This is a genomic window from Marinobacter profundi, from assembly GCF_002744715.1.
GTDB classification, from domain to species: domain Bacteria; phylum Pseudomonadota; class Gammaproteobacteria; order Pseudomonadales; family Oleiphilaceae; genus Marinobacter; species Marinobacter profundi.
Window position 1 is genome coordinate 32,765 of sequence record NZ_KZ319376.1, and the last position, 24,130, is coordinate 56,894.

Below are 24,130 nucleotides of genomic sequence, written 5' to 3' on the forward strand. Positions count from 1 at the left end.
ACTAACAGGCTTCCAGCGGTGCATAGGCCAGCACCAGCCACTTCGCGCCGTCGTCAAAATTGACCTGCACCCGGGTATGGTGCCCGCTGCCCTCGCAGTTCATCACAATACCCTCACCGAACTTGGGGTGACGCACCCGCTGACCGAGACTGAAGCCCGCCTGGCTGGCGGCCTCCTGGCTGAACAGGCTTTCGTTGGGGCGCTGGACCAGGGCCGGACGGGTCACGGTGTTACGCAACCGCACCTCCTGGATACAGTCCGCCGGAATCTCGCGGACAAACCGCGACAGTGCGTTGAACTTTTCCTGGCCGTACATGCGGCGGGATTCGGCGTAAGTAAGCACCAGCTTCTTCATTGCCCGGGTGATACCGACGTAGGCCAGCCGGCGCTCCTCCTCCATCCGCCCCGGCTCCTCCAGTGACATGCTGTGGGGGAACAGCCCTTCCTCCACCCCGGCCAGGAACACCAGCGGGAATTCCAGGCCCTTGGCAGCATGCAGGGTCATCAGCTGGACGCCATCCTCATGGGCTTCGGCCTGGGCTTCGCCGGCATCGAGCGCCGCATTGGCGAGAAACTCCGCCAGCGGATCAACACCGTCCTCCACCTCGAAGTCGGCCAGCGCATTGACCAGCTCCTCCAGGTTCTCCAGCCGCGCCTGGCCCTTCTCGCCCTTCTCACTGGCGTGGTAATCCTTCAGCCCGCTGGCCTCGATGGTTTCCTTCATCAGGCCGTGCAGGGTGGCATGGTCCACCATCTCGGTCAGCGACCGGATGATCCCCATAAACGACTGCAGACCGGTCTTCGCCCGGCCCTTGACGTGGCCCGCCTCCAGCAGGCGCTCGGCGGATTCCCACAGGGAAATCCCCTGTTCGGTGGCATACTCCCGCAACTCCGCCAGGCTCTTGGCACCGATACCCCGGGTCGGAATGTTGACGACCCGCTCGAACGCTGCGTCATCGCGGCGATAATGCACCAGCCGCAGGTAGGCCAGCGCGTTGCGGATTTCCTGGCGATCGTAAAAGCGCAGGCCGCCGTAGACCCGGTATGGAATCCCCTGGCGTACCAGCGCCTCCTCCAGCACCCGGGACTGGGCGTTGGAACGGTACAGAATCGCCGACTCGCTGCGCAGGTTCCCTTCCTGCACCCAGCTGGTGATGGAGTCGGCGATGTAGTTGGCTTCATCCTGCTCGTTGAACGCCGCGTACAGGCTGATTGGCTCCCCCTCGGGACCATCCGTCCACAACTCCTTGCCCAGGCGGCCCTGGTTGTTGGCAATCACCGAGTTGGCCGCCTTCAGGATCAGCCGGGTGGAGCGGTAATTCTGCTCCAGCCGCACCAGCCGCGAGTTCGGGAAGTCCCGCTGGAACTGCTGGATGTTCTCGATCTTCGCACCACGCCAGCCGTAGATGGACTGATCGTCGTCCCCCACCACCGTCAGCGGCACCCGGTTACTGGCCAGCACCTGCAACCACGCGTACTGGATGGTGTTGGTATCCTGGAACTCATCCACCAGAATGTGCCGGAACCGGCTCTGGTAATGACTCAGCAGCTCCGGCCGGTGCAGCCATAATTCATGGGACCGCAGCAACAGCTCGCCGAAATCCACCAGCCCGCCCTGGTTGCACAGCGCCTCGTACTGGCGGTAGATCTTCAGCATGGTCGAGGTGAAGTGATCCCCCGGATTCTCCTGGATATGCTCCGCCCGCAGCCCCTCATCCTTCTGGCTGTTGATAAACCACTGCGCCTGTTTCGGCGGCCAGCGGCTCTCGTCAATCTGGTTCTCCCGCATCACCCGCTTGACCAGCCGCAACTGGTCATCGCTGTCCAGGACCTGGAAATTTTCCGGCAAGCCGGCATCCTTCCAGTGCGAGCGCAGCAAGCGGTGAGCAATACCGTGGAAAGTACCAAACCACATGCCGCGGGTCGGCAGGTTCATCATCTGCTCGATCCGGTAGCGCATCTCCTTGGCCGCCTTGTTGGTAAAGGTCACCGCCAGGATGCTCGTCGGCGGTACCTGATCCACCTGCATCAGCCACGCCATCCGGTGCACCAGCACCCGGGTCTTGCCACTGCCGGCCCCGGCCAGCACCAGTAAATGATCGTTCTGTGCCGTCACCGCTTCACGCTGGGCATCGTTGAGGGGATCGATGATCGAGGAGACATCCATAGACAGTCGTTCGCTACTGGTTAAATGAACAGGTGGGAGAGTATAACAGGACAAAGTGCCGGTTGTCGGGCCGTGGATAGCCCTCTTTCGTCACCGGAAACGCACGCTGAAGGATCAGCAGATAAGCCCTCTGAACAGTCGCAGAGGTCGGGTGAGACGGCGGATCAGGACCGTCGGCGGCCAGGGATGGCCGCCGCCGAGCCCACATGGATGTACTTGTAGCGTGTCCTGAGCCGCCGTCTCACCCGAGCTCAGGCACCAGGGTCACGGGCTGTATGAGCGTGATAGTGCACAGAGTCAGAAGCCCCGCGGCACAGTCTGCGGTTCGACAAACTCGAACAGACCTTCCAGCCCCCCCTCACGGCCAATCCCGGACGCCTTCATGCCGCCGAAAGGCGCTTCCGGAGTCGGCCCGGTGCCGGTGTTCCAGCCCACATGACCAAAGCGCAGGCCCGCAGCAACCCGCTGGGCGCGGTCGACGTCGGCAGTGAACACATAGGACGCCAGACCAAACTCGGTATCGTTGCCGGCTTCGATGACCTCCTCCTCGGTGCGGAACAGGGCCATGGGCACCAGCGGGCCGAACGTTTCCTCCTGGTAGCAGCACATATCGCGATTCACCCCCTGGACCACCGTGGGCGGGAAAAACAACCCGTCACCCAGTTCAGCCGGCGGCTTGCCGGCCACCAGCTGCGCGCCTTTGTCCAGGGCATCCTGCAGGTGACGCCTGACCTTGTCGAAGCCCTGTTGATTAACCAGCGGACCGATATCAACGCCCTCGGTCATGCCATCACCAACCGTCATCCGGTTGACCCGCTGCGCCAGTTTCTCGCCGAAGGCATCCGCCACCTTCTCGTGGACAAAGATGCGGTTGGCGCATACGCAAGTCTGGCCACCGCCGCGGAACTTGTTGGCAATGAGGTTATCAGCGGCAGCGTCCAGGTCGGCATCGTCAAAAACGATAAACGGCGCGTTGCCCCCCAGTTCGAGGGCCAGCTTCTTGACCTGGTCAGCAGTGTCCCGAATCAGCATGCGCCCGACTTCGGTGGAGCCGGTAAACGACAACATCGGTACGTCCGGGTGCTCGCACAGCACCTTGCCAATCACACTGGCCTTGCCCATCACCAGGTTCACCATGCCATCCGGCAGCTCCACCTGCTCATCCAGCAGGGTGAACAGGGCGATCATCGTCAGCGGGGTCTCACTGGCCGGCTTGATCACCGACGGACAGCCGGCCGCCAGTGCGGCCGACAGCTTCTTGGCAATCATGCCGATCGGGAAGTTCCACGGTGTAATCAGGCCGGCCACACCCACCGGCCGATAATGGACCGTCCAGCTGCAGTTCCGCGGCTGCTCGCTCAGGGTATGAGGCTCCAGTGCCTGGATGTTGCGGGCACAGTAATCGAAGAATCCTGCGGCATAATCCACCTCACCACAGGCTTCCGGCAGCGGTTTGCCGTGTTCCAGACAGAGAATCCGCCCGATCTCCTCCCGGTTGGCCTGCAGGGCGTCACGAATCTGTTCCAGCCACCTGCGGCGGGTTTCAAGCGGATAGGGGCGGGTCAGCTGCAGGGCACCCTTGCCGGCGTCGACCGCAGCGCGGATTTCGTCTTCCGCCATCGACGCCACCTTTGCAATCACCTCGCCGGTGGCCGGATTGTAGATATCAAAGGTATTTCCGGCCGGTGACACTGACCACCGACCGCCAATGTAGCCAGTCATGCTCTTCAACAGGGGGGACTCGATCATCTCGGCTCCTTCTGGTTCGCTGTGACAACATGGGATCACAACCATAGTGGCCTCTGATACCAACCCTGTAAAGCGAACGGCAGGGTTGCAGGTACCTGCCCGGCCCGCGGTTTTGACCCCCCGGCCATGGCGCCTATACTCGGAGAACAACCGATTCAGGAGGCCGGACCATGAAAGCGTTTTTTCATCCCTTGCAGGACCAGCACATCCCGAAGACCTACTTTACCCGGGGCCAGATGCGCCAGCCCCAGGAGGTGCCGGACCGCACCGGACAGATGCTGGAAGGACTCAAGGCCATGGACATCCCGGTGTTACAGCCGTCCGACCAGGGAGCCGGACCGATATCCAGGGTGCATGACCTGGGTTATCTCCGCTTCCTCGAGTCAGCCCACCGGCGCTGGATGGAAATCCCCGAAGACTGGGGCGATGAAGTAATGTCGAACATCTTCGTCCGCTCCCCCAATCCGATGCGGGGCATTCTCGCCGAAGCAGCAAACTACCTGGCCGACGGCAGCTGTCCGGTTGGCGCCAATACCTGGGAGGCCGCCTACTGGTCGGCCCAGACCGCCCTGGGGGCCGCCGACGCCCTGATGGCCGGCGAGCGTGTTGCCTACGCGGTGTGCCGGCCACCGGGCCACCACGCCCGACGCGATGCCGCGGGCGGGTTCTGCTATCTCAACAACGCCGCCATCGCGGCAGAGAAACTGACGGCACGGTTTCCGAAAGTCGCCATTCTGGATACCGACATGCACCACGGCCAGGGCATCCAGGAAATTTTCTATTCACGCCGGGACGTGCTGTATGTGTCCATTCACGGCGATCCCACCAATTTCTATCCGGTGGTCAGCGGGTTCGAGGATGAGCGGGGCGAGGGCGAGGGCTACGGCTATAACATCAATCTGCCCATGCCCCACGGCTCTTCCGAGGAGCATTTCTTCGCCAGGCTGGACGAAGCGCTGGCCGCAATCCGGCTGTTCCAGCCCGATGCCCTGGTACTGCCACTGGGCTTTGATATCTACCACAACGACCCCCAGGCCAAGGTTGCGGTAACCTCGGAAGGTTTCTGCCGGCTCGGCAACCACATTCGCCGCACCGGCCTGCCCACCCTGGTGGTTCAGGAAGGCGGTTACGACCTTGAAGCCCTCAGCGCCAACGTCCAGCAGTTCTTCAAGGGACTCAATGGCTGACCCGGTCAGGCGGGGGCGTACACCTTGATATTGGTGTGGCCCTCGGCCCTCAGGTGACCGGCATGCATCCGGCTCATGGTGCCGCGATCGCAGTACAACAGGTACTGACGGTCGTCCGGCAGTGCGCCGATCTGCTGGTTCAGTTCGTAGAACGGAATATGAATGATCCGGTTATTGGTCAGCGTCAGCGGCGAGCGCTCACCCTCGTCCGGATGACGGACGTCGATGATGATGTCATCGACGTCCGGCGTGCGCACCAGCTCCACTTCCTCCGGGGTCAGTGTCGAGTCCAGTAACGCCTGCACCTGGGTTTCTTCGCGCTGGTCGATAGCCTGCTGGAGCACGGCGAGGTCCATCAGGGCCTCGTCCGCTTCGACCCGTTCCAGCCTGGCGCGGGTCGCCGGCTTCTGGGAAATCACACCACAGTATTCCGGCATGTTGCGGGAGAAGGATTCGGTACCGATGTCCCGCGCGATCCGGATGATTTCCTGCTTGTCCATCGCAATCAGCGGGCGCAACACCACTTGCTCGCTGGCCCGGTCCACCACGTTCAGGTTGGTCAGGGTCTGGCTCGACACCTGGGCGACCGCATCTCCGGTCACCAGACCATGGGCGTTGTTTTTGGCGGCAATCTGCGACGCCGCCTTCAGCATCATCCGCTTGAGCACCACGCCCCAGTGGCGATGATTCACCGAGCGCATGATCTCTGCCACCACACCGTCGAAGGGCACCGAAATGAATTTGGCATTGTGGGAAGAGCCATAACGCTGCCAGATGTAATGCACCACCTGGCGGACGCCCACCTCGTGGGCCGCACCGCCCAGGTTAAAGAACAGGAAGTGGTTGCGCAGGCCGCGCCGCAGCAGCATGTACGACGCCACCGAGGAATCATAACCACCGGAGATCAGGGTCATCACCGACTCGACGCTGCCAAGGGGATACCCCCCCAGGCCGCGGTGACGGCGGTGGGCAATATGGAAAACGTCGTCGCGGATCTCGATACGCACTTCCACCTCAGGGTTACGCAGGTCGACACCGCGACACTCCGAGCCCTGGAACAGCGCAGCCCCCACATGACGCTCCAGGTCCAGCGAACGGAACCCGTGATCGCCCTGACGGCGCACCCGCACCGCAAAGGAGCGACCCTTCAGGCGCGCGGCAAACGCCACCAGTGCCTTCTCCGCGACATCATCCATCGACACCAGCGGGAACACGCCAATCTCCTGGATGGTGGAAATTCCCGGTACCCGCATCAGCTCATCGATGACCTGCCCCATCAGGGCGCGCCCGTCGGGGACATCGACATCGACCCGGTCCCAGGAGCCGTCGACCCGGATGTCCGGATCGAGACGGGCAAGGATTTTACGGATGTTCTGCCGCAGGTGGCGCATCTGCTGGCGGCGTACCGGCTTGCTTTTGATGGCAACTTCCGGAGCGGGACGAATCAGGAGTTTCATAGGGAATGGTCGGAATTCAGCTGGGTGGCGTAATGACTGGAAAGCGCTTAGTGTAACGGTTTAGCCTGTTGCCTCAAAATCCGGCGTTTCCGAAACAGGCCGACAACACCACCAGGAGTTTTTTCGTCAATGACCCGACCTGCCACCATCAACGCACTGGTCTCGCCCGAAGGCAGCCTTGAAATCCTTTCCAGCCAGGAAGTCCGACGCCTCAAGGACAAAAGCGAAGGCGGCCTGTACCGGTTATTCAGGCAGTGTGCACTCGCCGTCCTCAACACCGGCGTTGAAACCGACGACTGCAAGCAATTGATGGAAGCGCATTCTGACTTTGATGTACGGCTGGTGCCCCAGCCCCGGGGCCTCAAGCTGGAGCTCCTCAACGCCCCGGCCAGCGCTTTCGTGGATGGCCAGATGATGCACGGTATCCGGGAGCACCTGTTTTCGGCGCTGCGCGACCTGCTGTACTCGAACGTGCGGGCCGCCTCCATTGCGAAATTCAGTCCGGACGACATCACCAACATTATTTTCTATATCCTGCGCAATGCGGGCGTGCTGGAAGCCGGCCGTGCGCCCGACCTCGTGGTGTGCTGGGGTGGTCACTCCATCAACCGCGAAGAATACGAGTACAGCAAGGAGGTCGGCCATCAGCTCGGCCTGCGCGCCATGAACATCTGTACCGGCTGCGGACCGGGCGCGATGAAGGGTCCGATGAAGGGCGCCACCATCGGGCACGCCAAGCAAAGGGTCAAAAACGGTCGCTATATCGGCATCACCGAGCCGGCAATCATCGGCGCCGAGGCGCCCAACCCCATTGTCAACGAACTGGTGATCATGCCGGACATCGAGAAACGGCTGGAAGCCTTCGTCCGTGCCGGTCATGGCGTGGTGGTGTTTCCCGGCGGGGTCGGAACGGCGGAGGAAATTCTCTACCTGCTGGGCATTCTGCTGCACCCGGACAACCGGGACCTGCCGTTCCCGGTGGTCTTCACCGGGCTGCGGGAAAACGGTGCGTATTTTGAAATGATTGACCGCTTTATCCGCAATGCGCTCGGTGAGGAAGCGGCCGAAAAATACCGGATCATTCTTGAAGACCCGGCCGAGGTCGCCCGCACCATGAAGCAGGGGATGGTCGACGTGGAAACCTTCCGGCGCGCCATGCAGGACGCCTACCATTACAACTGGATGCTGAAGATTGACCCGGTATTCCAGCTGCCCTTCGAGCCGACCCACCAGAGCATGCGCGCCCTTGAGCTGCATCGCGAGCAGCCGCCCCACCTGATTGCGGCCAATTTGCGCAAGGCGTTCAGCGGTATTGTTGCGGGTAACGTGAAGGAGCAGGGAATCCGGCAGATTGCCGAGAAGGGGCCGTTCGAGATTGCCGGCGATCCCAGCCTGCTGGCGCCGCTGGAACAGATGCTGCAGTCGTTTGTGGCGCAGAACCGGATGAAGTTACCGGGCGCCTCCGCCTATCAGCCCAGCTACCGGATTGTCAGCGGAGCGGCGTAACGCCGGCTCCGCTGTCGGTTACCGGTTACTTGCCGCCAGCAGGGAGGCTGGCGTAGTAAGCGGCCAGGTTGGCAATGTCGTCATCACTCAGCGCAGCAGCCTGGCCCTGCATGACCGCTGCCTGACCACCGTTACGCTGCTTGGCGCGGTAGGCCTTCAGGGCCGACGCCAGGTAGGCTTCGTTCTGGCCCGCGAGGTTGGGATAACCCGGGATCTGGGCAATGCCATTCGCGCCATGGCAAGCGGCGCATACAGCCGCCTTGGCCTTACCGGCCTCGGCGTCGGCAGCAGTGGCGAGTGCCGGCAGCGCCGCACTCAGAGCAAAGATGCCGGCAACGGCATAGCTTTTCATTTTCATAGATTCTACCCTCTCATCTTTTGGGAATACCCGGCCCGATCCGAGGCCATGCGGTACTTTGGAACACCCTTATAACATAGCGTCCGGGAACGCCAAATGCGATAAATCAAGTCGCCTTCCCGGGCCAATACTTGATAATCGTAATGAAATACGTCGCTTTTCGACGTTTGTCCTCTTCCAATTATTCGCCGTTGGCGACAAAGTGCCATCAGCAAAACAACCTAGCGCTGGTCGATACACGGAGACGCCACCATGTCCATCCTGGTCCAGGAACTTGACTGCCGAGAAGGCGTGGTCGGAGTGATCACTCTCGACTCACCCGCTACCCTGAACGCACTGACCCTCGACATGGTGGACGGCATCCAGGCCGCGCTTGACTCCTGGGCCGCTGACAGCCGGGTCTGTCTGGTACTGTTGCAGGGTAATGGCGAACGGGGGTTCTGTGCCGGGGGCAATCTGCGCGAGCTGTACAACGCAATGGCCGCGACCGGCGACGGACGGGGGGCCACCGACTTTTTCAGCCGCGAATACCGGCTTGATTTTACCCTTCATCGCTACCCCAAGCCGGTGATCGGCTGGGCCCACGGCATCATCATGGGGGGCGGGCTGGGCTTGCTGTCCGGTTGTCGCTACCGGCTGATCACGCCGGATGCCGTGGTGGCCATGCCGGAAACCCGCATCGGACTGTTCCCGGATACCGGCGCCAGCTGGTTTCTCAATCGCCTGCCCGAAGGCATCGGACTGTTTCTCGGCCTGACCGGGGCTCGCCTCAATGCCACCGACACCTTGCGAATCGGTCTCGCTGACCTGGCCGTCCACCAGGACGGCCGCGACACGCTGCTGGCGCAACTGCAGGAGCAACGCTGGAGCGGTGATGTTGCCGCAGATGACAACCGGCTGTACCGCCTGCTGAACCAGCTGGACACCCCCGCAGCCCGTTCACTGCCGGCCAGCGAACTGGCCGGCTGCGAGCAGGCAATCGGCCGCACCTGTCATGGCGGTGACCTGCCGGAACTGGTTGCCAGCCTGCTGGCGGAAGCGGACCCGTCGCCCTGGTGGCAGGCCTGCATGACCGGTCTGAGGGAGGCCTGCCCGACCAGCCTGTGGCTGGTTCACGAGCAACTGGAGCGGGCCCGGCAGATGTCACTGAAAGACATTTTTGAAATGGAGATGGTGGTGGCCGCAAACTGCGTCCGCAACCCGGACTTCCGCGAGGGCATCCGGGCCCGGCTGATTGAGCGGGATAACAGGCCCGCCTGGCGCTTCGACTCGCTGTCCGGGGTCACCCCGGACGTGGTTGCCGATCACTTTATTGCGCCCTGGCCGGCACACGGCTCTCCCCTGGACCTGCCCTGAGCAGACTCTGCCCGGGCTGGTGCGACGCCGGCGTCAGAGCTCTGCCCCGGCCTGGACCAGCAGCATTTCCAGATCCGGATTGCGACGGGCGCGGGCCACATCCAGGGCGGTCTGGCCATCCGGGGAACGGTAATTCACCTCCGCGCCGGCGGCCAGCAACATTTCCGCGGTCAGCAAATCGCCGCCGCCCACCACCATCATCAACAGCGACTGTCCGCCCTGACTGACATTGACGTTCGCCCCGGCGGACAGCAATGCCTTGACCACCGAAAGGTGGCCATTGCGGGCCGCCAGAATGACCGGGGTAGCGCCCTCCGCACTGACCACATTGACGTTCGCGCCCGCCGACAGCAGCAACCGCACCAGTCGGCCAGCGCCGGCTTCTGCCGCCACCATCAGTGGCGTGGGTTGCCCCGCCACCGCCAGGTCCGGCGCAGCGCCCTGGCTTAACAGGTACCAGGCAATACGCTCCTCACCCCGGCGTACCGCTTCGGCCAGCGGGGTGCCGCTTTCGGTCAGGGTATTGAGTGCCGCGCCGCTTTCCGCCAGGCTGCGCACATCATCGATATGGCCGCCACTGACCGCCGCCATCAGCGGGGTCTCGGCCCGGGTTGCCGATGCCGGGTTCAGGTTGGCCGGCAACGGCACCGCGGAACAGGCCGCAAGACCTAATGAGACGGCAAGAAGAACGAACATTGGGGCGCGGGCGCCGGATCCTTGGGCCATAACGGTATCTCGATCATTTTGTGCGGTTATTCTGCGCAGGAAGCGCCGCCATTTACAGCGAGCGGATCACAAGTCTGGCCGACACGGTAAAAAACCGTTACAAAAAGTTCCGTGCCAGTTCCCGCAGCTGCGCCTCACCATCCCGCCGCCCCCGGCACAGACCGGCGTCCTGCAGTTGCCGCCAGGACCACCCCTGCATCACCCCGCGGACCCAGAGCTCATTTCCCTTACGACGTTGCAGCGCAGCCGCCACGCCCGGGCGCAGGCTCAGCTGGCGTAACACCGGGAGCACCAGCTCGAAGCCGCGACTGCCGGTGGCAAAGCTGTGCAGGTCACGCTGATCGTCGGCCGACCATGGCGCCGACGCAGGCAGCCGGGCAGAGAGCAGCAGCAACAGTTCCGGATCAAGCGCGGGCCAGACGGTCGGCACCAGCACCGGCCAGTGACCGGCCAGCCGGCAGGCCATCCGGTCCGTCAACGCGCTGGCCTGCGGGCGGAGCCCCGCCAGCATCTGCACCGCGTACTCGCCGCTGCTGGCTTCCCGCTGGATGCCCAGCCGCACCAGCGCCAGACCACAGCCTTGCCAGAACCGCACCAGCGGTGGACTGCCACCGAAGCTGGTACCGATCCCATCCAGCCCCCCGGCGCGGGCGTAATCACGGGCCGCCGCCACCAGTTGCCGGCCCAGCCCGCGGTTCCGTGCCGCAGCGTGCACGGCAACGCGTACCACCCGCAGCACCCGCAGGGTCGCGGCCTCGGCAAAACCACTGTGGCTGGCCAGCGATTGCGGCAGCAACTGCCCCCGCAGGCGGCGACGGCCCAGCATCACCTGCTCGGCAAGTGCGGGATCAAGCCCGCCTTCCACAGTCCCCCACAGCACCCCGGCCAACTGGCCGTCGCAGCACACCTTCCAGCTGACACTGTGGGGGTCGTCCAGCCATTGCCGCAGATCGCCGGGCGACGTCCGGTAATGGGCATCCACCAGCAATCCGAAGGCTTCCGCCCGCTCCCGTTCACTGGCCTCGGCGGGATGCCAGCGGCTCACTGTAATTCTGCTACCCACCGGCTCCACCGGGACTGATTCGGCATCCAGCAGGAACAGCTTGCGGACCACCGCCTCCAGCGGATCCCCCGCAGCCCAGCGCACCGGCTCATCCAGGGTCACCCCGCGCCAGTGGGGGGTGTGATGGTCCAGAATGCCGCGAAAGCGGATAGCAAAACCACGCCCGGAACCTTCATAGCCATGCACTGTGGTAGCAAAGGCCAGCCGTGGCCAGCCCAGCAGGACCGACTTCAGCAACGGGGCAGGTATCGCGGCCGCCTCATCGACAATCACCAGTTCAGCCTCGGGCCGTTCCGCCAGCAGCACATCAATCGGCAGAAATTCCAGCACGGCGCCGTCGGGCAGCCGGACCGGTGCGACCGGATCGGACGGCCGCTGCGGCTGCGGCTGCGCGGCCGCAATCCGGGCATGGTGAAACAGCGTCGCGACTGCCTCCGGCGATGGCGCCGTCACCACAATCCGCCTGCGGCCCTCCTGCAGCAGCCGCACTGCCGCCATTCCCAGTGCAGCCGACTTGCCCCGGCCACGATCGGCAGTAATCACCAGCGGGCGACGCCGCCGGCCATGCCCGAGACGGACGATGTCATCAATCAGCTGTCGCTGCCCGGCTGTCGGACCGACGGCGAAGGGAGTCTCCGGTAACCCGGGGAACGATAGCGAGGTGGTGGCACCCACACCCAGCTCAACCCGGATCACCTGTGGATCGTTCGCCAGGATACCGGCCAGCCGGGCGGCAAAAGGATGGGTGGCAGCATTAGCCAGGCCGGTGCGGTGGTAATCCGGGTCTTCGAAACGGTCCCAGGCAGGCAGCGGCGGCATCAGCCAGAACAGCAGGCCGCCGGCTTTCAGGGTACCGCTGAACGCCGCAAGACTGTCCGGCGGATTGCCCTGCCAGCCATCCCACACCAGCAGATCAATCTCCCGGCCCAGCCACTGCCGCCCGTCACCGGGCCGCACCGGTTGCAGCCCCGGCAACGGGCAATCCGCCTGCGGCCCCGTCCACAGGCCATTGGTCAACGCCAACGCGGGCAACAAGGCCTGCAGCCAGGCCAGGGCCAGGCTCCGCTCCCCCGCGACCACCACCAACCGGCGCTGGCCGGCGGCCGTCAGCTGGCGCTGCAACCGGCACCAGTGGGCGGAATCCGGCGGCGTGAACTGCCTCTCCGTCGTGCGCACTCCCATCTGCCAGCCCCTGTTTTCCCGGTTATTTCCCATCAGCCCGACATTATGGTGGACGGGTTACCCCGGTGCCAGTTGCCGATTACAATAGCGCGATGATAAACGACCAGACCTCCCGGGCGGCCAGCCAGCTCCCCGATTACCTCACCGACGAGCAACGGGCAATTGTCACTGCCGGCTTCGAACATGCCCTGATCACTGCGGTGGCCGGCAGCGGCAAGACCTCGACCCTGGCCTGGCGCATTCGCTACCTGCTGGAGCAGGGCCACGACCCGCAACGCATCCTGGTGTTGATGTTCAACCGCAGTGCACGGCTGGATTTCGAGCGCAAACTGCGGGAGGTCACCCGCGACAGCGGGCTGGCGCTGCCGGAAATCCGCACGTACCACGCCATGGGACTGCGGCTCTACAAGCGGTTTATCCGCGAAGGCTACCTGCCGCCCTTCTCCGACAGCATCCTCAGCGAGCAGGAAATCAGCTACCAGGCCTGGCAGCTGACCCGGCGCCTTGCCCCCGAGGACCTGGCCGACGAAATCCGCCGCAACAAGAAGGATTTTGTGGAAACTGCCGTAAGCTTCATCGATCTGGTCAAGACCAGTCTGTCGCCGGTGGATGTGGTCTTCGAGGAGCTCGGCTATTCCGACAAGCACCGCTACCTGATCGATCTGTTCCACAGCTTCGAACAGTGGCGCAAATCCCAGAGCCGGATCAGCTATGCCGACATGCTGTACGAGCCGGTGATGGCCATTCACCAGAATCCGCCGCTGCAGCGACTGATTGCCAACAAGATGGACCTGGTGCTGGTGGACGAGTATCAGGATACCAACGAGATCCAGCACCTGCTGTTGCGCTACGTCGCCGGCGAGCGGGCACGGGTTACCGTGGTGGGTGATCCGGACCAGACCATCTACGAGTTCCGCGGGGCCCGCCCGGAGTTCATTCTCAGCCGTTTCAGCGCCGAGTTCGACAGCCCGCTGGAGCAGACTCTCAGCTACAGCTTTCGCTATGGCCATCGGGTCGCCCTGCTGGCCGATCACCTGATCTGTCACAACACCGGCCGCAAAGACGTCCTCTGCCATGCCCATAGTTCCACGCCTGCCACTTCGATCACCCTGCACGAACAGGATAACGACGCCGATGTCATCCTCGGCCTGCTGCGGGATGAGCCCGGGGAAACGCTGGCCCAAACCGCCATTCTGTTCCGGGTGTGGAGCCAGAGTGTGCCGATCGAGCTGAAACTGCTGGCACGGCAGATTCCCTATCGCATCGACGCCGGCAAGGGCGCCCTGTTCAGTCGTGAGGTCCAGGCCATTACCGGCCTGTTACAGGTCGTGTCCGGCCAGCTGCAGCAGGTGCCGGAGACCGACCGCCTGGCGCTGGCCCGCCAGTTGTTGCGCTTTCCCCATGTTGGTCTGAAGGAGCCCGAGCTGGATAACCTGGCCCGTTTCCTCGCCAACTTTGACCGCGACTGGGGCGCCAGGCTGCTGGCCATGGATTTTGACGCCCTGGCACCAATGGCGGCCCGCAAATTGCGGAAACTCGGCGAGATCCTCGAAACACTGGACGGTTACCATGGCCCGGTGGCAGGGCTGATCCGGCTCTACGCCGAACACACCGAACTGTACGAAGGCATTCGCAGCCTTGCACTGACACATGAAAGCGCCGATGAGCGTATCGATACCATTGCCGGCTTCCGGCAATACCTGGCCAGTCTCGACGTGGATGCCGCCGGTGCCCTCAGCCACCTGAAAGCCCTCCGCCAGCAGGCCAGCCAGGACCGGCAGGACGGTGTCCTGCTGTCCACTATCCACCGCACCAAAGGGCTGGAGTGGCCCCGGGTCATCATTCCGGGGCTGCTGGAGAAGTACCTGCCCTACCGCCCGCGCCAGAGTGATGACCTCAGAGCCCTGGTGGAAAGTGAGCGGCGCCTGCTCTATGTCGCCATCACCCGCACCCGCAATGAGCTGCACCTGATCACCCGGCCCGCGGGCGACCGGCCGCACCTGGAGGGTGACCAGGGCCAGAGCCGGTTTGTGTCCGAGCTGTGCTTTCCGCTGTCTGACGCCCTCGGACGCTGGCTCGATGAACGCCGCTCGCCCGAGGACGCCAGCCTGACCCTGGACGAGCAGCTGACACCGGTGAGCCTGCGCTACGCGGCCCGTGAACAGGTTACCCTCAGTGGCGGCAACACCATGCCCGCCAACGGTGGACCGCTCTGGGCCCGCCCCCGCCTCAAACATGTGATCTTCGGTGCCGGCTCGGTGACCAGCGAAGACGAGAGTTCGTTCGAAGTCCGTTTCGACAACGGCGACCAGCTCAATTTCAGCAAGAAGAGCGCACACCTGTACTTCTCGCCAATTAACTGAAAATTAATGAATCTTTTTTCCTTTTTTGATCGTTCATCTACACTTAACCGTATAGCCTTACCCCAACAACAATAGTGTGCAGCCGTTCAGGCAAGACACAGCCACCCTAAAAAACGAATGAACAGGAGGTTCTGCATGAGCGTCATGCGTCCTATTACTCTGGCAGCACTCGCTGCCGCTGTCGCAACACCGGCACTGGCCGAAGAACGCCAGGAGCATATCTATCTCAATCCGTTCGCCGCCTATTCCTATTTTGATGACAAGCGGGATCTCAGCGAAAGCGACCTTTACGGCGTGGGCGTAGAGTACCGCTTCCTGCCCCGCTGGGCGGTGGAGGCGGTGTATACCCGCGGCGACATTGACCGCAAGAACAACGTGCCCGGCAGCAGCGAGTTCGAGGAACTGCGACTCGACGGGCTGTACTACTTCGGCACCCCGGATGAAACCTGGAATCCCTACCTGGCTCTGGGCGCAGGCCATGCGGATTTCGGCCCCGGCCCGGTCAACACCTCCGGCACCAACCATGACGAAACCCGCGTCAACGTGGGCGCCGGTGTGCGTTACAACCTCTCCGACCTGATTTCCCTGCGTGCGGATCTGCGCGAGTTCCACGGCATCGACGAGAGCACCTTCGATACCCAGGCCTCACTGGGACTGAGTTTTGCCTTCGGTCGCACCGTGGGCACCAAGGACGCGCCGGCCGATGCCGACAACGACGGCGTTCCGGATAACAACGACCAGTGTCCGGGCACCCCGGCGGGCGCAACGGTCGACAGCAGTGGCTGTGAACTGGACGGTGACAGCGACGGTGTCGTTGACCGTCTTGACCAGTGCCCCGCAACACCCGCGGGTGCCCGGGTCGACAGTCAGGGCTGCGAACTCGACAGTGACAATGATGGCGTTGTCGACAGCCGTGATCAGTGCCCGAATACCCGCGCTGGCGCTACCGTGGATGACACCGGCTGTGAAGGGGTCGCCGAAACCATCGAAACCATTGAGCTGAAAGTGAACTTCCCCACCAACAGCTCTGTGATCGATGACCGCTACGACGACGAAATCCGCCGGGTGGCCGATTTCATGGAAGAGTATCCGGAAACTTCCGTGGAGATCGCCGGTCACACCGACAGCCTGGGCGCCGCTGATTACAACCAGATGCTGTCCCAGCGCCGCGCCGAAGCCGTGGCCGCGAGGCTGACCGATGCCCTCGGTGTCGCCAGCGATCGTGTCACCGCGGTGGGTTACGGTGAAGCCGAGCCGGTCGCCGATAACGGCACCGCCGACGGTCGTGCCGAAAACCGCCGCGTGGAAGCGCGGATCCAGGTTCGCCGGTAACCGCGGCAACCGGATCAAGGGAAAGGCGCCTGCGGGCGCCTTTTTTCATGTTTCAGGGCTTGCTCTTACGCTCTTGCGGGAACCGTCACCATGATCAGACAAGCATTGCCAGTCGTTGCCCTGATGCTGGTAGCATTACCCGGACCGGCGAACGCCGAAATCTACCGTTGCCAGACCGCCAGCGGCGTGGTGTTCGCCGACCAGCCCTGTGGCGCTGATGCCGAAACGGTAACCGTGCGGGACAACCGGGTGGGTGGCAGCCTGGCGGATAACTTGCCGGCCCCTGATACGCCGCCGGCGGACGACTCCGACCGCCGCAAACCCGCTGCAGAACGTCCGGCCACCTGCCGGTTCATCAATTCCACCAACCTGCGCACCTACCTTGCCCGCAACCAGGTGGTCAGGGGCATGACCCGCGACCACGTGCTCAACGCCTTCGGCCGGCCACCGGAAACCCATACCGTGCCCCAGGAAACCTGGGTCTACCAGACCCGTTACTACGACAAACTGTATGAACTTACCTACGTGTATTTTCGCGACGGCTGTGTCGAGAGCGTAGAATACCGCAAGCCCTGAACAGACCCAGCCGGGGTCTGCCGCCGGGCGGCATCAGCCGGCACTGGCGGTACGGTGATCCAGGGTGGCATCGAGCAGAATGTTGCGGGGAGTCAGCTTGCGGTCACAGAAGGTACCCAGGCGAACCCGATAGCCCTGCTCCTCGAGAAACAGCGCATAATCCAGTACCAGCCAGAGCTCCAGCGGTCGACGAAACAGGTGGCGGACCAGTTGATGGCGCCGGACCTGGTGCCACCGGCGGCGGCCATAGTCCTCCCAGCCGTCAAACATCAGTGATTCCGGCAGGGTCAGGCCCTTGCGTTGCGCGGCCCAGCGACAGAAATCCGCGAAACTGCCGGCATTGAGTGCCGGCGGGTGGGAGGGCACCGGCAAATACTCGTCAACGCCACGCAACTGACGCTGCAACCCATCGAAGCCGAGCCGCCGGCTGCTGACCTTGAGGGTCTGTTGCCGCACTCGCGCCGGCGCGGTGACCGTCTCCTGCACCGCCAGCCGCAACTCCTCCCGACCGGGACAACAACGCCCGGACCGCTGCCGGACCCGGGCTGACATGGGCTGGTGAGTACCGCTCGCGGTCAGGTGGTAACAGCAAGGTGACAGACTCAGCCTGGGCAGAGCGGCTGCGGCTGCCCGGGTCATCAGCCGGCGATGCAGGTCGCCGCAGGCGTGCAGGGCCACCCCGTGGACAGCTGCAGGCAGCGGGCAGTCCTCCGCCAGCACATCCTGGGCATGCAGGGTGACGGACGCACCCGTGGCACGGGCGAGCCGGTTGCCGTCGGCCACCAGATCGGGATCCCACTCAAACCCATCCAGCCGGCCGGGAGTCCAGGGTGCCAGGGTCCGTGCCAGATGCCCTTTGCCACAACACCAGTCGAGCAGGTCATGGCGCAGCGGGCGCACGGCGCCGGCAAACGCGCCCGCCTGCAGCCGTTTCCGCCCGGGCATGTCCCTTGCGTCAACCTCCGCCAGGGCGAGGTGCGGGCCGTCCAGCGCCGGCAGGCGGATCAGTTCCTCCCGCGCTCGCAAGGAGGGCAGTCGTTCTGCGGCCAGCATGGCAAACCGCTCAGGATCATCCTCGAACTGCTGGCAGTCGCTGTCACTCAGGCCCTCGACCCAGCGCCCCAGCTGCACCGCTTCGCCCAGCCACGCCGGGGCGGGCGTGGTGAACGGTGCCTGCTGCCAGAACACCCGGTGCGCCCGCAACCAGCCATCGAGCTCACACCAATGGCTGTGAAACGAACGGGCAGTGTCGTGTACACTCTGCGGCGGAGGTAATGTCATGCAACTGGCCTTTGTCCTGATCGAACCCAAGGTACCCGAAAACGTCGGCGCCGCTGCCCGTGCCCTGTGCACCATGGGCTTCGCCGAATTGTGGCTGGTCAACAGTGACCAGCACACCCGGCCGGAAGCCGGCTGGCTGGCGCACGGCAGTCAGCACCTGCTGGATAACGCGCGCATTTTCCCTGATCTGGCGGCGGTAAGAAACTCCGTAGACTTGCTGATCGGCACCTCGGCCAAACCCCGTCACAGTCGCACCGACTGGCACCCTCCGGGGGAGCTGCGTAAGGTCCTGGTCAGCAAGGGCGAGGCGGTGGCGACAGCCGCGCTGGTCTTCGGCCGGGAAGATCGCGGCCTGTCCAACGACGAACTGGCCCTGTGTGACCTGCTCACGGGCATTCCCATGAAAGTGAGCTACCCTTCCCTCAACCTGGCCCAGGCAGTGATGCTCTATGCCTGGGAGATGTCCGGTCTGACGGACCGGCCAGAAACAGTGGCGACCGATGACACCGCGGCCGAGGTTCAGGACGGAGCCCGGCTGGGCGCCTTACGGACCCGCCTGGAAACCCTGCTGCCCCAGCTGGATACCCCGGCAGATGGCAAACTGTCCCAGTGGTTGTTTGAACGCCTGCCCCTGCTCAATGGCCGCGATGTCGGCTTTGTCCACACCCTGTGCCAGAACATTGAGCGGGTGCTGCAGCGGGGCCGCTCAGACTGACGGCGCCGGGTGCCGTTGCAACGAGGGCGACAGCCTGAGCATATCCAGCAAGGCTTCCAGATAGTCCGGCCCCACCTCCGCCAGGCTGTAATCCCGGGGCTGGAGCACCCAGTCTTCCAGGATACCGATCAGCGAACTGTGCAGCAGTGGCGCCGCAATGGCGACATTCAGCTGTTGCGGTAACTGGCCCAGCTCGACCGCACGGTTCAGCAGGCGGGCAATGTGCTCGTCCCCCTCCCCACGGGACAGCAGGATACGTTCACGGATTTCCCCGCTTTCGGTAACCAGCTCGCAGCGATGGAACACAATCTCCATGATCTGCCGCCACTGGTGGTTGTCATTGAGGGTACGGAACACGAACGCCCAGCGCTCCCGCAACAGTGCCAGCGGGTCTTCCTCGTACAGTCGGTCGAGCCCCTCGCAGAGCGTCTCGGCCGGCAGCCGGATTCGGTCGCAGAGTGCATTGAACAGGTCCGCCTTGTTGCGAAAGTGACCGTACACCGCGCCGCGGGTAACCCCCGCCAAGCGGGCCACCTCGGTCAGCGAGGGGCGGGCAACGCCGTGCTGGTGGAACACTTCGATGGCTGCATCCAGGATGGTTTCCCGGGTTTCCAGAGCCTCTGCCTTACTGCGCCTGGCCATACCTTCTCCTGCCAACGCCCCGCCGGGAGCTAACCGCGGACGGGTGTCCTGACGGGTTATGAAACAATTCGTAGTTGTGCTGATCTAAAAAGCATTTTACATACATTCATGCATGAATGTAAACTACCCGATCTGCTTTTGCTAACCGAGCATCAATCTGCCACCGTTTCGCTCAAAGGGATTGCCATGACCATTCCGTTTCGTCCTGTTCTGTTCCCCCTCGTACTCGGCGCCACGTTACTGGCGGCCTGCAGCGAAGCCCCCGGCACCGCACCGGCCCAGCCGGTGCCGCAAGTTGCGGTGGTGACCCTGACCAGCGAACCGGTCACCCTGCGCCGGGAACTGCCGGGTCGCACCACCCCCTACCTGGTAGCGGAAGTGCGACCGCAGGTCAGCGGTCTGATCGAGGAGCGGTTGTTTACCGAAGGCGGCAGGGTCGAGGCGGGTGCGGCCCTCTACCAGCTGGATGATGCGTCCTACCGGGCCGAGGTCAACAGCGCCCGGGCGTCCCTCGAGCGTGCCCGGGCCAGCCTGGAATCGGCCCGACTGACCAAGGAGCGGGCCGACCGGCTGAAGCAAACCGGCGCCATCAGCCAGCAGGACCACGACGAGCTTACCGCGACCTATCTTGAGGCCAAAGCCAGCGTCGCGGTGGCCCAGGCCACCCTGGAAGGCGCCCAGGTCACCCTGGACGACGCCCGCATCACCGCGCCGATCAGTGGCCGTATCGGCAAGTCCGCGGTAACCCGCGGCGCCCTGGTCACCGCCAACCAGGCCAGCCCGCTGGCCACGATCCAGCAGCTCGACCCGATGTACGTCGACCTCACCCGGTCGGCCACCGAATGGCTCAGCCTGCGCCAGCAGCTGGCCTCCGGCGAACTGACGGCAGCCGATGACGTGCCGGTGACGCTTCTGCTGGAAGACGGCAGCGAATACAGCTACCAGGGCACCCTGGCCTTTGCCGATGTCACCGTCAATCCGACCACCGGCAGTTTCGCGCTGCGGGCCGAGGTGCCAAACCCGGACGACCTGCTGCTGCCGGGCATGTACGTGCGTGCAGTCATCAGCCTCGGTGAACGTACAGACGGCGTCCTGGTACCCCAGCGCGGGGTAATGCGGGATCCGACCGGCCAGACCTACGTCATGGTGGTCAACCGTGACAACGTGATCGAGCAGAAATCCATCCGGGTGAGCCAGACCATCGGCGATGACTGGCTGGTGGAGTCCGGCATTGGCGCCGGCGACCGGGTAGTCATCGAGGGTTTGCAGAAGATCCGCCCCGGCGCTCAGGTCACCGTCGTGGCTTCCACTCCGTCAGACACCAACTCCTGAGGTTACCGGCATGGCCCGTTTCTTTATCGACCGCCCGGTATTCGCCTGGGTAATCGCCATTATCATCATGCTGGCCGGTGGCCTCGCCATCTTCACCCTGCCGGTGTCCATGTATCCCACCATTGCACCGCCCACCGTGGAGATCCGCGCCACCTATCCCGGCGCCTCCGCCAAGGTGGTGGAAGACTCGGTGACCCAGGTGATCGAGCAGAACATGACCGGACTGGATGGGCTGATCTATTTCTCCTCAAACAGCTCCGGGACCGGACAGTCGAGGATCACCCTGACCTTCGAGAGCGGCACCGATCCGGACATCGCCCAGGTCCAGGTCCAGAACAAACTGCAGTTGGCCATGCCCCTGCTGCCCCAGACCGTCCAGCAGCAGGGCATAAAGGTCAGCAAGTCCTCCAGTGGCTTCCTGCAGGTGGTCGGCTTCGTCTCTGCTGATGGCAGCATGACCCGGGCCGACATCTCCGATTACGTCGGCGCCAACCTTGCCGAGCCGCTGAGCCGGGTGCCCGGGGTGGGCACGGTGCAGGTGTTCGGCGCCAAGTACGCCATGCGCATCTGGCTGAATCCGCTCAAGCTGGACACCTTCAGCCTGTCCACCTCCGAAGTCATCAGCGCCATTCAGGCGCAGAATGCCCAGGTAGCGGTAGGCCAGTTGGGCGGCACGCCGCAGATCGAGGATCAGCAACTCAACGCCACCATCACCGCCCAGGACCGGCTGCAAACCCCGGAACAGTTCCGCAACATCGTCATCCGTGCCAACACCGACGGCTCAACCCTCAAGCTCGGCGACATCGCCCGGGTGGAACTGGGCGCGGAGAACTACGATTACATCACCCGCTTCAACGGCCAGCCGGCCAGCGGCGTCGCCATCTCTCTCGCCACCGGCGCCAACGCCCTGGAAACCGCTGCGGCCGTCGCCGAGCTGCTGGAAGACCGCAAACCCTATTTCCCGGAGGGTCTGGAGGCCGTGGTGCCGTTTGACACCACACCATTCGTCAAGGTCTCCATCAAGGGAGTGATCAAGACCCTGGCCGAGGCCATCGTGCTGGTGTTCCTGGTGATGTTCCTGTTCCTGCAGAACTTCCGCGCCACGCTGATCCCCACCATTGCGGTGCCGGTTGTCCTGCTGGGGACGTTCGGCGTGCTGGCGGCGCTCGGTTTCTCCATCAACATGCTCACCATGTTTGCCATGGTACTGGCCATTGGCCTGCTGGTGGATGACGCCATTGTGGTGGTGGAAAACGTCGAACGGATCATGTCCGAAGAGGGCCTGTCACCCCTGGAAGCCACCCGTAAATCCATGGACCAGATTACCGGCGCGCTGGTGGGCATCGGCCTGGTGCTGTCAGCCGTTTTCGTCCCGATGGCCTTTCTCAGCGGCTCCACCGGCATTATCTACCGCCAGTTCTCGGCCACCATCGTGTCCGCCATGGCCCTGTCGGTGCTGGTTGCCATCGTGCTGACCCCGGCCCTGTGCGCCACCATGCTCAAGCCCCTGCACAAGGGCGAACACCACGGCACCCGCGGCTTTTTCGGCTGGTTCAACCGCACCTTCGAGCGTACCAGCAGCACCTACCAGCGGGGCGTGCAGGGCATCCTGGCCCGGCGCGGCCGTTTCATGCTGCTGTTTGCCCTGCTGTGCGGCGTCATGGTGTATATGTTCCTGCGCCTCCCCGGCTCCTTCCTGCCCCAGGAGGACCAGGGGGTGCTGTTTACCCAGGTGACCGCTCCGGTCGGTGCCACCCAGGGCCGTACCATGGAAACCATCTACCAGATTGAAGACCACTTCCTCACCAACGAACCGGAAACCGTGGAATCCATTTTTTCCGTGCAGGGCTTCAGCTTCAGCGGCTCGGGACAAAATGCCGGTATTGCCTTCATCAAGCTCAAGGACTGGGCCGAGCGCACCGAGGACAGCGAGGGCGTAATGGCGGTTGCCGGCCGTGCCATGGGTGCCTGGGGCGGACTCCGGGATGCCATGGTGTTCAGCTTTGCGCCGCCGGCCATGCCGGAACTGGGCACCGCCTCGGGCTACACCTTCTTCCTGCAGGATAATGGCAACCAGGGTCACGATGCCCTGGTGGCGGCCCGTAACCAGCTGCTGGGCGCCGCCAACCAGAGCCCGCTGCTGGCCAAGGTCCGCCCCAATGGTCAGGAAGATACCCCGCAGTTCCGCATCAGCGTAGACGTCGAGCGGGCAGCGACCCTCGGGCTTTCCATTGCCCAGATCAATGCCACCCTGTCGACGGCCTGGGGCGGTCAGTACATCGATGATTTTATGGACCGGGGCCGGGTCAAGCGGGTCTACCTGCAGTCTGACAGCCGCTTCCGGATGAACCCCGATGACTTCCTGCAGTGGTCGGTGAAGAACGCCACCGGCGAGATGGTGCCGTTCTCCGCCTTCGCCACCACCTATTGGGACTATGGCTCACCACGGCTGGAACGCTACAACGGCATTGCCGCCATGGAGATCCAGGGCGAAGCCGCGCCGGGGACAAGTACCGGCGAAGCCATGGCCGAAATCGAACGGCTGGCCGCCACACTGCCGGGCAACTACGGGGTGTCCTGGACCGGCTTGTCCTACCAGGAGCGCCAGGCCGGTGACCAGACGCCAATGCTGTACACCCTTTCGTTGCTGATCGTGTTCCTGTGCCTGGCCGCCCTCTACGAGAGCTGGACGGTACCGACGGCGGTGCTGATGGTGGCTCCGCTGGGCATTCTCGGCGCCGTGCTGGCCAACACCCTGCGCGGTATGGAACAGGATGTCTACTTCCAGGTTGCGATGCTGACCACCGTGGGACTGACCAGCAAGAACGCGATCCTGATTGTGGAGTTCGCCAAGGCCAACCTGGAGAGCGGCATGGAACTGGTAGCCGCCACCATGCGGGCGGTCCGCGACCGGCTGCGCCCCATTATCATGACGTCGCTGGCCTTTGGTCTCGGTGTGTTGCCCTTGGCCATCGCCTCCGGAGCCGGCTCCGGTGCGCAGCAGGCCATCGGTACCGGGGTACTCGGCGGCATGCTGGTGGGCACCTTCCTCGGCATCTTTTTTATTCCGCTGTTCTTTGTGGTCATCCAGAAGCTGTTCGGCAGCCAGCGACGCGCCAGCCCCGACGCCTGACCGAC

At 63.7% G+C, this 24,130-nt stretch carries 17 protein-coding genes; 9 read left to right on the forward strand and 8 right to left on the reverse strand.

The window, feature by feature from the left end; genetic code table 11:
- Nucleotide 1 precedes the first annotated feature (1 nt).
- Both uvrD and CLH61_RS16210 read right to left on the reverse strand, forming a co-directional pair.
- Complete coding sequence (gene uvrD, locus CLH61_RS16205) at nt 2–2,167, reverse strand: DNA helicase II (protein ID WP_099615809.1); 2,166 nt, start codon at nt 2,165–2,167, stop codon at nt 2–4.
- A gap of 297 nt (nt 2,168–2,464) precedes the next feature.
- Complete coding sequence (locus tag CLH61_RS16210; protein ID WP_099615810.1) at nt 2,465–3,916, reverse strand: NAD-dependent succinate-semialdehyde dehydrogenase; 1,452 nt, start codon at nt 3,914–3,916, stop codon at nt 2,465–2,467.
- Between the two features lie 170 nt (nt 3,917–4,086).
- On the opposite strand from CLH61_RS16210, the gene CLH61_RS16215 reads away from it, so the two are divergent.
- Entirely contained in the window at nt 4,087–5,103 is a 1,017-nt protein-coding gene (locus CLH61_RS16215; RefSeq protein WP_099615811.1) for a histone deacetylase family protein, read from the forward strand.
- A gap of 5 nt (nt 5,104–5,108) precedes the next feature.
- Here CLH61_RS16215 and thiI read toward each other — a convergent pair whose 3' ends face one another.
- Nucleotides 5,109–6,560 carry a tRNA uracil 4-sulfurtransferase ThiI gene (gene thiI / locus CLH61_RS16220; RefSeq protein WP_099615812.1) on the reverse strand — a complete coding sequence of 484 codons (1,452 nt, stop codon included), beginning with the start codon at nt 6,558–6,560 and terminating at the stop codon, nt 5,109–5,111.
- Nucleotides 6,561–6,689: 129 nt separating this feature from the next.
- Here thiI and ppnN point away from each other — a divergent pair, with 129 nt between their 5' ends.
- Nucleotides 6,690–8,066, forward strand: a complete 1,377-nt coding sequence (gene ppnN / locus CLH61_RS16225) for a nucleotide 5'-monophosphate nucleosidase PpnN (RefSeq protein ID WP_099615813.1) — start codon at nt 6,690–6,692, stop codon at nt 8,064–8,066.
- 25 nt (nt 8,067–8,091) lie between these two features.
- On the opposite strand, the gene CLH61_RS16230 is transcribed toward ppnN, so the two are convergent.
- Entirely contained in the window at nt 8,092–8,424 is a 333-nt protein-coding gene (locus CLH61_RS16230; RefSeq protein WP_099615814.1) for a c-type cytochrome, read from the reverse strand.
- A gap of 252 nt (nt 8,425–8,676) precedes the next feature.
- Here CLH61_RS16230 and CLH61_RS16235 point away from each other — a divergent pair, with 252 nt between their 5' ends.
- A complete protein-coding gene (locus tag CLH61_RS16235) occupies nt 8,677–9,780 on the forward strand; it encodes an enoyl-CoA hydratase/isomerase family protein (protein WP_099615815.1) in 1,104 nt (367 codons plus the stop codon).
- A gap of 33 nt (nt 9,781–9,813) precedes the next feature.
- On the opposite strand, the gene CLH61_RS16240 is transcribed toward CLH61_RS16235, so the two are convergent.
- Both CLH61_RS16240 and CLH61_RS16245 read right to left on the reverse strand, forming a co-directional pair.
- Entirely contained in the window at nt 9,814–10,506 is a 693-nt protein-coding gene (locus CLH61_RS16240) for an ankyrin repeat domain-containing protein (protein WP_099615816.1), read from the reverse strand.
- Nucleotides 10,507–10,603: 97 nt separating this feature from the next.
- Entirely contained in the window at nt 10,604–12,745 is a 2,142-nt protein-coding gene (locus CLH61_RS16245) for a tRNA(Met) cytidine acetyltransferase TmcA (protein ID WP_228152676.1), read from the reverse strand.
- A gap of 98 nt (nt 12,746–12,843) precedes the next feature.
- Here CLH61_RS16245 and CLH61_RS16250 point away from each other — a divergent pair, with 98 nt between their 5' ends.
- The 3 genes from CLH61_RS16250 (at nt 12,844) to CLH61_RS16260 (ending at nt 17,022) form a co-directional block, all read left to right on the forward strand.
- Complete coding sequence (locus CLH61_RS16250) at nt 12,844–15,114, forward strand: ATP-dependent helicase (protein ID WP_099615818.1); 2,271 nt, start codon at nt 12,844–12,846, stop codon at nt 15,112–15,114.
- A gap of 135 nt (nt 15,115–15,249) precedes the next feature.
- Nucleotides 15,250–16,446 (forward strand): OmpA family protein, encoded by a 1,197-nt coding sequence (locus CLH61_RS16255; protein ID WP_099615819.1) that lies wholly within the window; start codon nt 15,250–15,252, stop codon nt 16,444–16,446.
- A gap of 90 nt (nt 16,447–16,536) precedes the next feature.
- Complete coding sequence (locus CLH61_RS16260) at nt 16,537–17,022, forward strand: DUF4124 domain-containing protein (RefSeq protein WP_099615820.1); 486 nt, start codon at nt 16,537–16,539, stop codon at nt 17,020–17,022.
- A gap of 33 nt (nt 17,023–17,055) precedes the next feature.
- Here the strand turns inward: CLH61_RS16260 and CLH61_RS16265 are convergent, their stop codons facing one another.
- Nucleotides 17,056–18,303 (reverse strand): methyltransferase, encoded by a 1,248-nt coding sequence (locus tag CLH61_RS16265; protein ID WP_099615821.1) that lies wholly within the window; start codon nt 18,301–18,303, stop codon nt 17,056–17,058.
- On the opposite strand from CLH61_RS16265, the gene CLH61_RS16270 reads away from it, so the two are divergent.
- Nucleotides 18,302–19,018, forward strand: coding sequence for a tRNA/rRNA methyltransferase (locus CLH61_RS16270; RefSeq protein WP_099615822.1), 717 nt, complete (start codon nt 18,302–18,304; stop codon nt 19,016–19,018). The two genes, CLH61_RS16265 and CLH61_RS16270, sit on opposite strands and share 2 nt — an antisense overlap.
- Here the strand turns inward: CLH61_RS16270 and CLH61_RS16275 are convergent.
- Nucleotides 19,010–19,660 carry a TetR family transcriptional regulator gene (locus tag CLH61_RS16275; protein WP_099615823.1) on the reverse strand — a complete coding sequence of 217 codons (651 nt, stop codon included), beginning with the start codon at nt 19,658–19,660 and terminating at the stop codon, nt 19,010–19,012. The genes CLH61_RS16270 and CLH61_RS16275 overlap by 9 nt on opposite strands.
- A 186-nt stretch (nt 19,661–19,846) precedes the next feature.
- Between CLH61_RS16275 and CLH61_RS16280 the strand changes: the two genes are divergently transcribed.
- Nucleotides 19,847–20,992 (forward strand): efflux RND transporter periplasmic adaptor subunit, encoded by a 1,146-nt coding sequence (locus tag CLH61_RS16280; RefSeq protein ID WP_099615824.1) that lies wholly within the window; start codon nt 19,847–19,849, stop codon nt 20,990–20,992.
- 10 nt (nt 20,993–21,002) lie between these two features.
- Nucleotides 21,003–24,125 (forward strand): efflux RND transporter permease subunit, encoded by a 3,123-nt coding sequence (locus tag CLH61_RS16285; protein WP_099615825.1) that lies wholly within the window; start codon nt 21,003–21,005, stop codon nt 24,123–24,125.
- Nucleotides 24,126–24,130: the final 5 nt, after the last annotated feature.

Bases quoted from the DNA above. Each gene is read 5' to 3' on its own strand.
- CLH61_RS16215 (WP_099615811.1), top strand. From the start codon at position 4,087: ATGAAAGCGTTTTTTCATCCCTTGCAGGACCAGCACATCCCGAAGACC.
- thiI (WP_099615812.1), bottom strand. From the start codon at position 6,560: ATGAAACTCCTGATTCGTCCCGCTCCGGAAGTTGCCATCAAAAGCAAG.
- CLH61_RS16275 (WP_099615823.1), bottom strand. From the start codon at position 19,660: ATGGCCAGGCGCAGTAAGGCAGAGGCTCTGGAAACCCGGGAAACCATC.
- CLH61_RS16250 (WP_099615818.1), top strand. From the start codon at position 12,844: ATGATAAACGACCAGACCTCCCGGGCGGCCAGCCAGCTCCCCGATTAC.
- CLH61_RS16280 (WP_099615824.1), top strand. From the start codon at position 19,847: ATGACCATTCCGTTTCGTCCTGTTCTGTTCCCCCTCGTACTCGGCGCC.
- CLH61_RS16255 (WP_099615819.1), top strand. From the start codon at position 15,250: ATGAGCGTCATGCGTCCTATTACTCTGGCAGCACTCGCTGCCGCTGTC.
- CLH61_RS16230 (WP_099615814.1), bottom strand. From the start codon at position 8,424: ATGAAAATGAAAAGCTATGCCGTTGCCGGCATCTTTGCTCTGAGTGCG.
- CLH61_RS16240 (WP_099615816.1), bottom strand. From the start codon at position 10,506: ATGGCCCAAGGATCCGGCGCCCGCGCCCCAATGTTCGTTCTTCTTGCC.
- ppnN (WP_099615813.1), top strand. From the start codon at position 6,690: ATGACCCGACCTGCCACCATCAACGCACTGGTCTCGCCCGAAGGCAGC.
- CLH61_RS16235 (WP_099615815.1), top strand. From the start codon at position 8,677: ATGTCCATCCTGGTCCAGGAACTTGACTGCCGAGAAGGCGTGGTCGGA.
- CLH61_RS16265 (WP_099615821.1), bottom strand. From the start codon at position 18,303: ATGACATTACCTCCGCCGCAGAGTGTACACGACACTGCCCGTTCGTTT.
- CLH61_RS16270 (WP_099615822.1), top strand. From the start codon at position 18,302: ATGCAACTGGCCTTTGTCCTGATCGAACCCAAGGTACCCGAAAACGTC.
- CLH61_RS16260 (WP_099615820.1), top strand. From the start codon at position 16,537: ATGATCAGACAAGCATTGCCAGTCGTTGCCCTGATGCTGGTAGCATTA.
- CLH61_RS16285 (WP_099615825.1), top strand. From the start codon at position 21,003: ATGGCCCGTTTCTTTATCGACCGCCCGGTATTCGCCTGGGTAATCGCC.
- uvrD (WP_099615809.1), bottom strand. From the start codon at position 2,167: ATGGATGTCTCCTCGATCATCGATCCCCTCAACGATGCCCAGCGTGAA.
- CLH61_RS16210 (WP_099615810.1), bottom strand. From the start codon at position 3,916: ATGATCGAGTCCCCCCTGTTGAAGAGCATGACTGGCTACATTGGCGGT.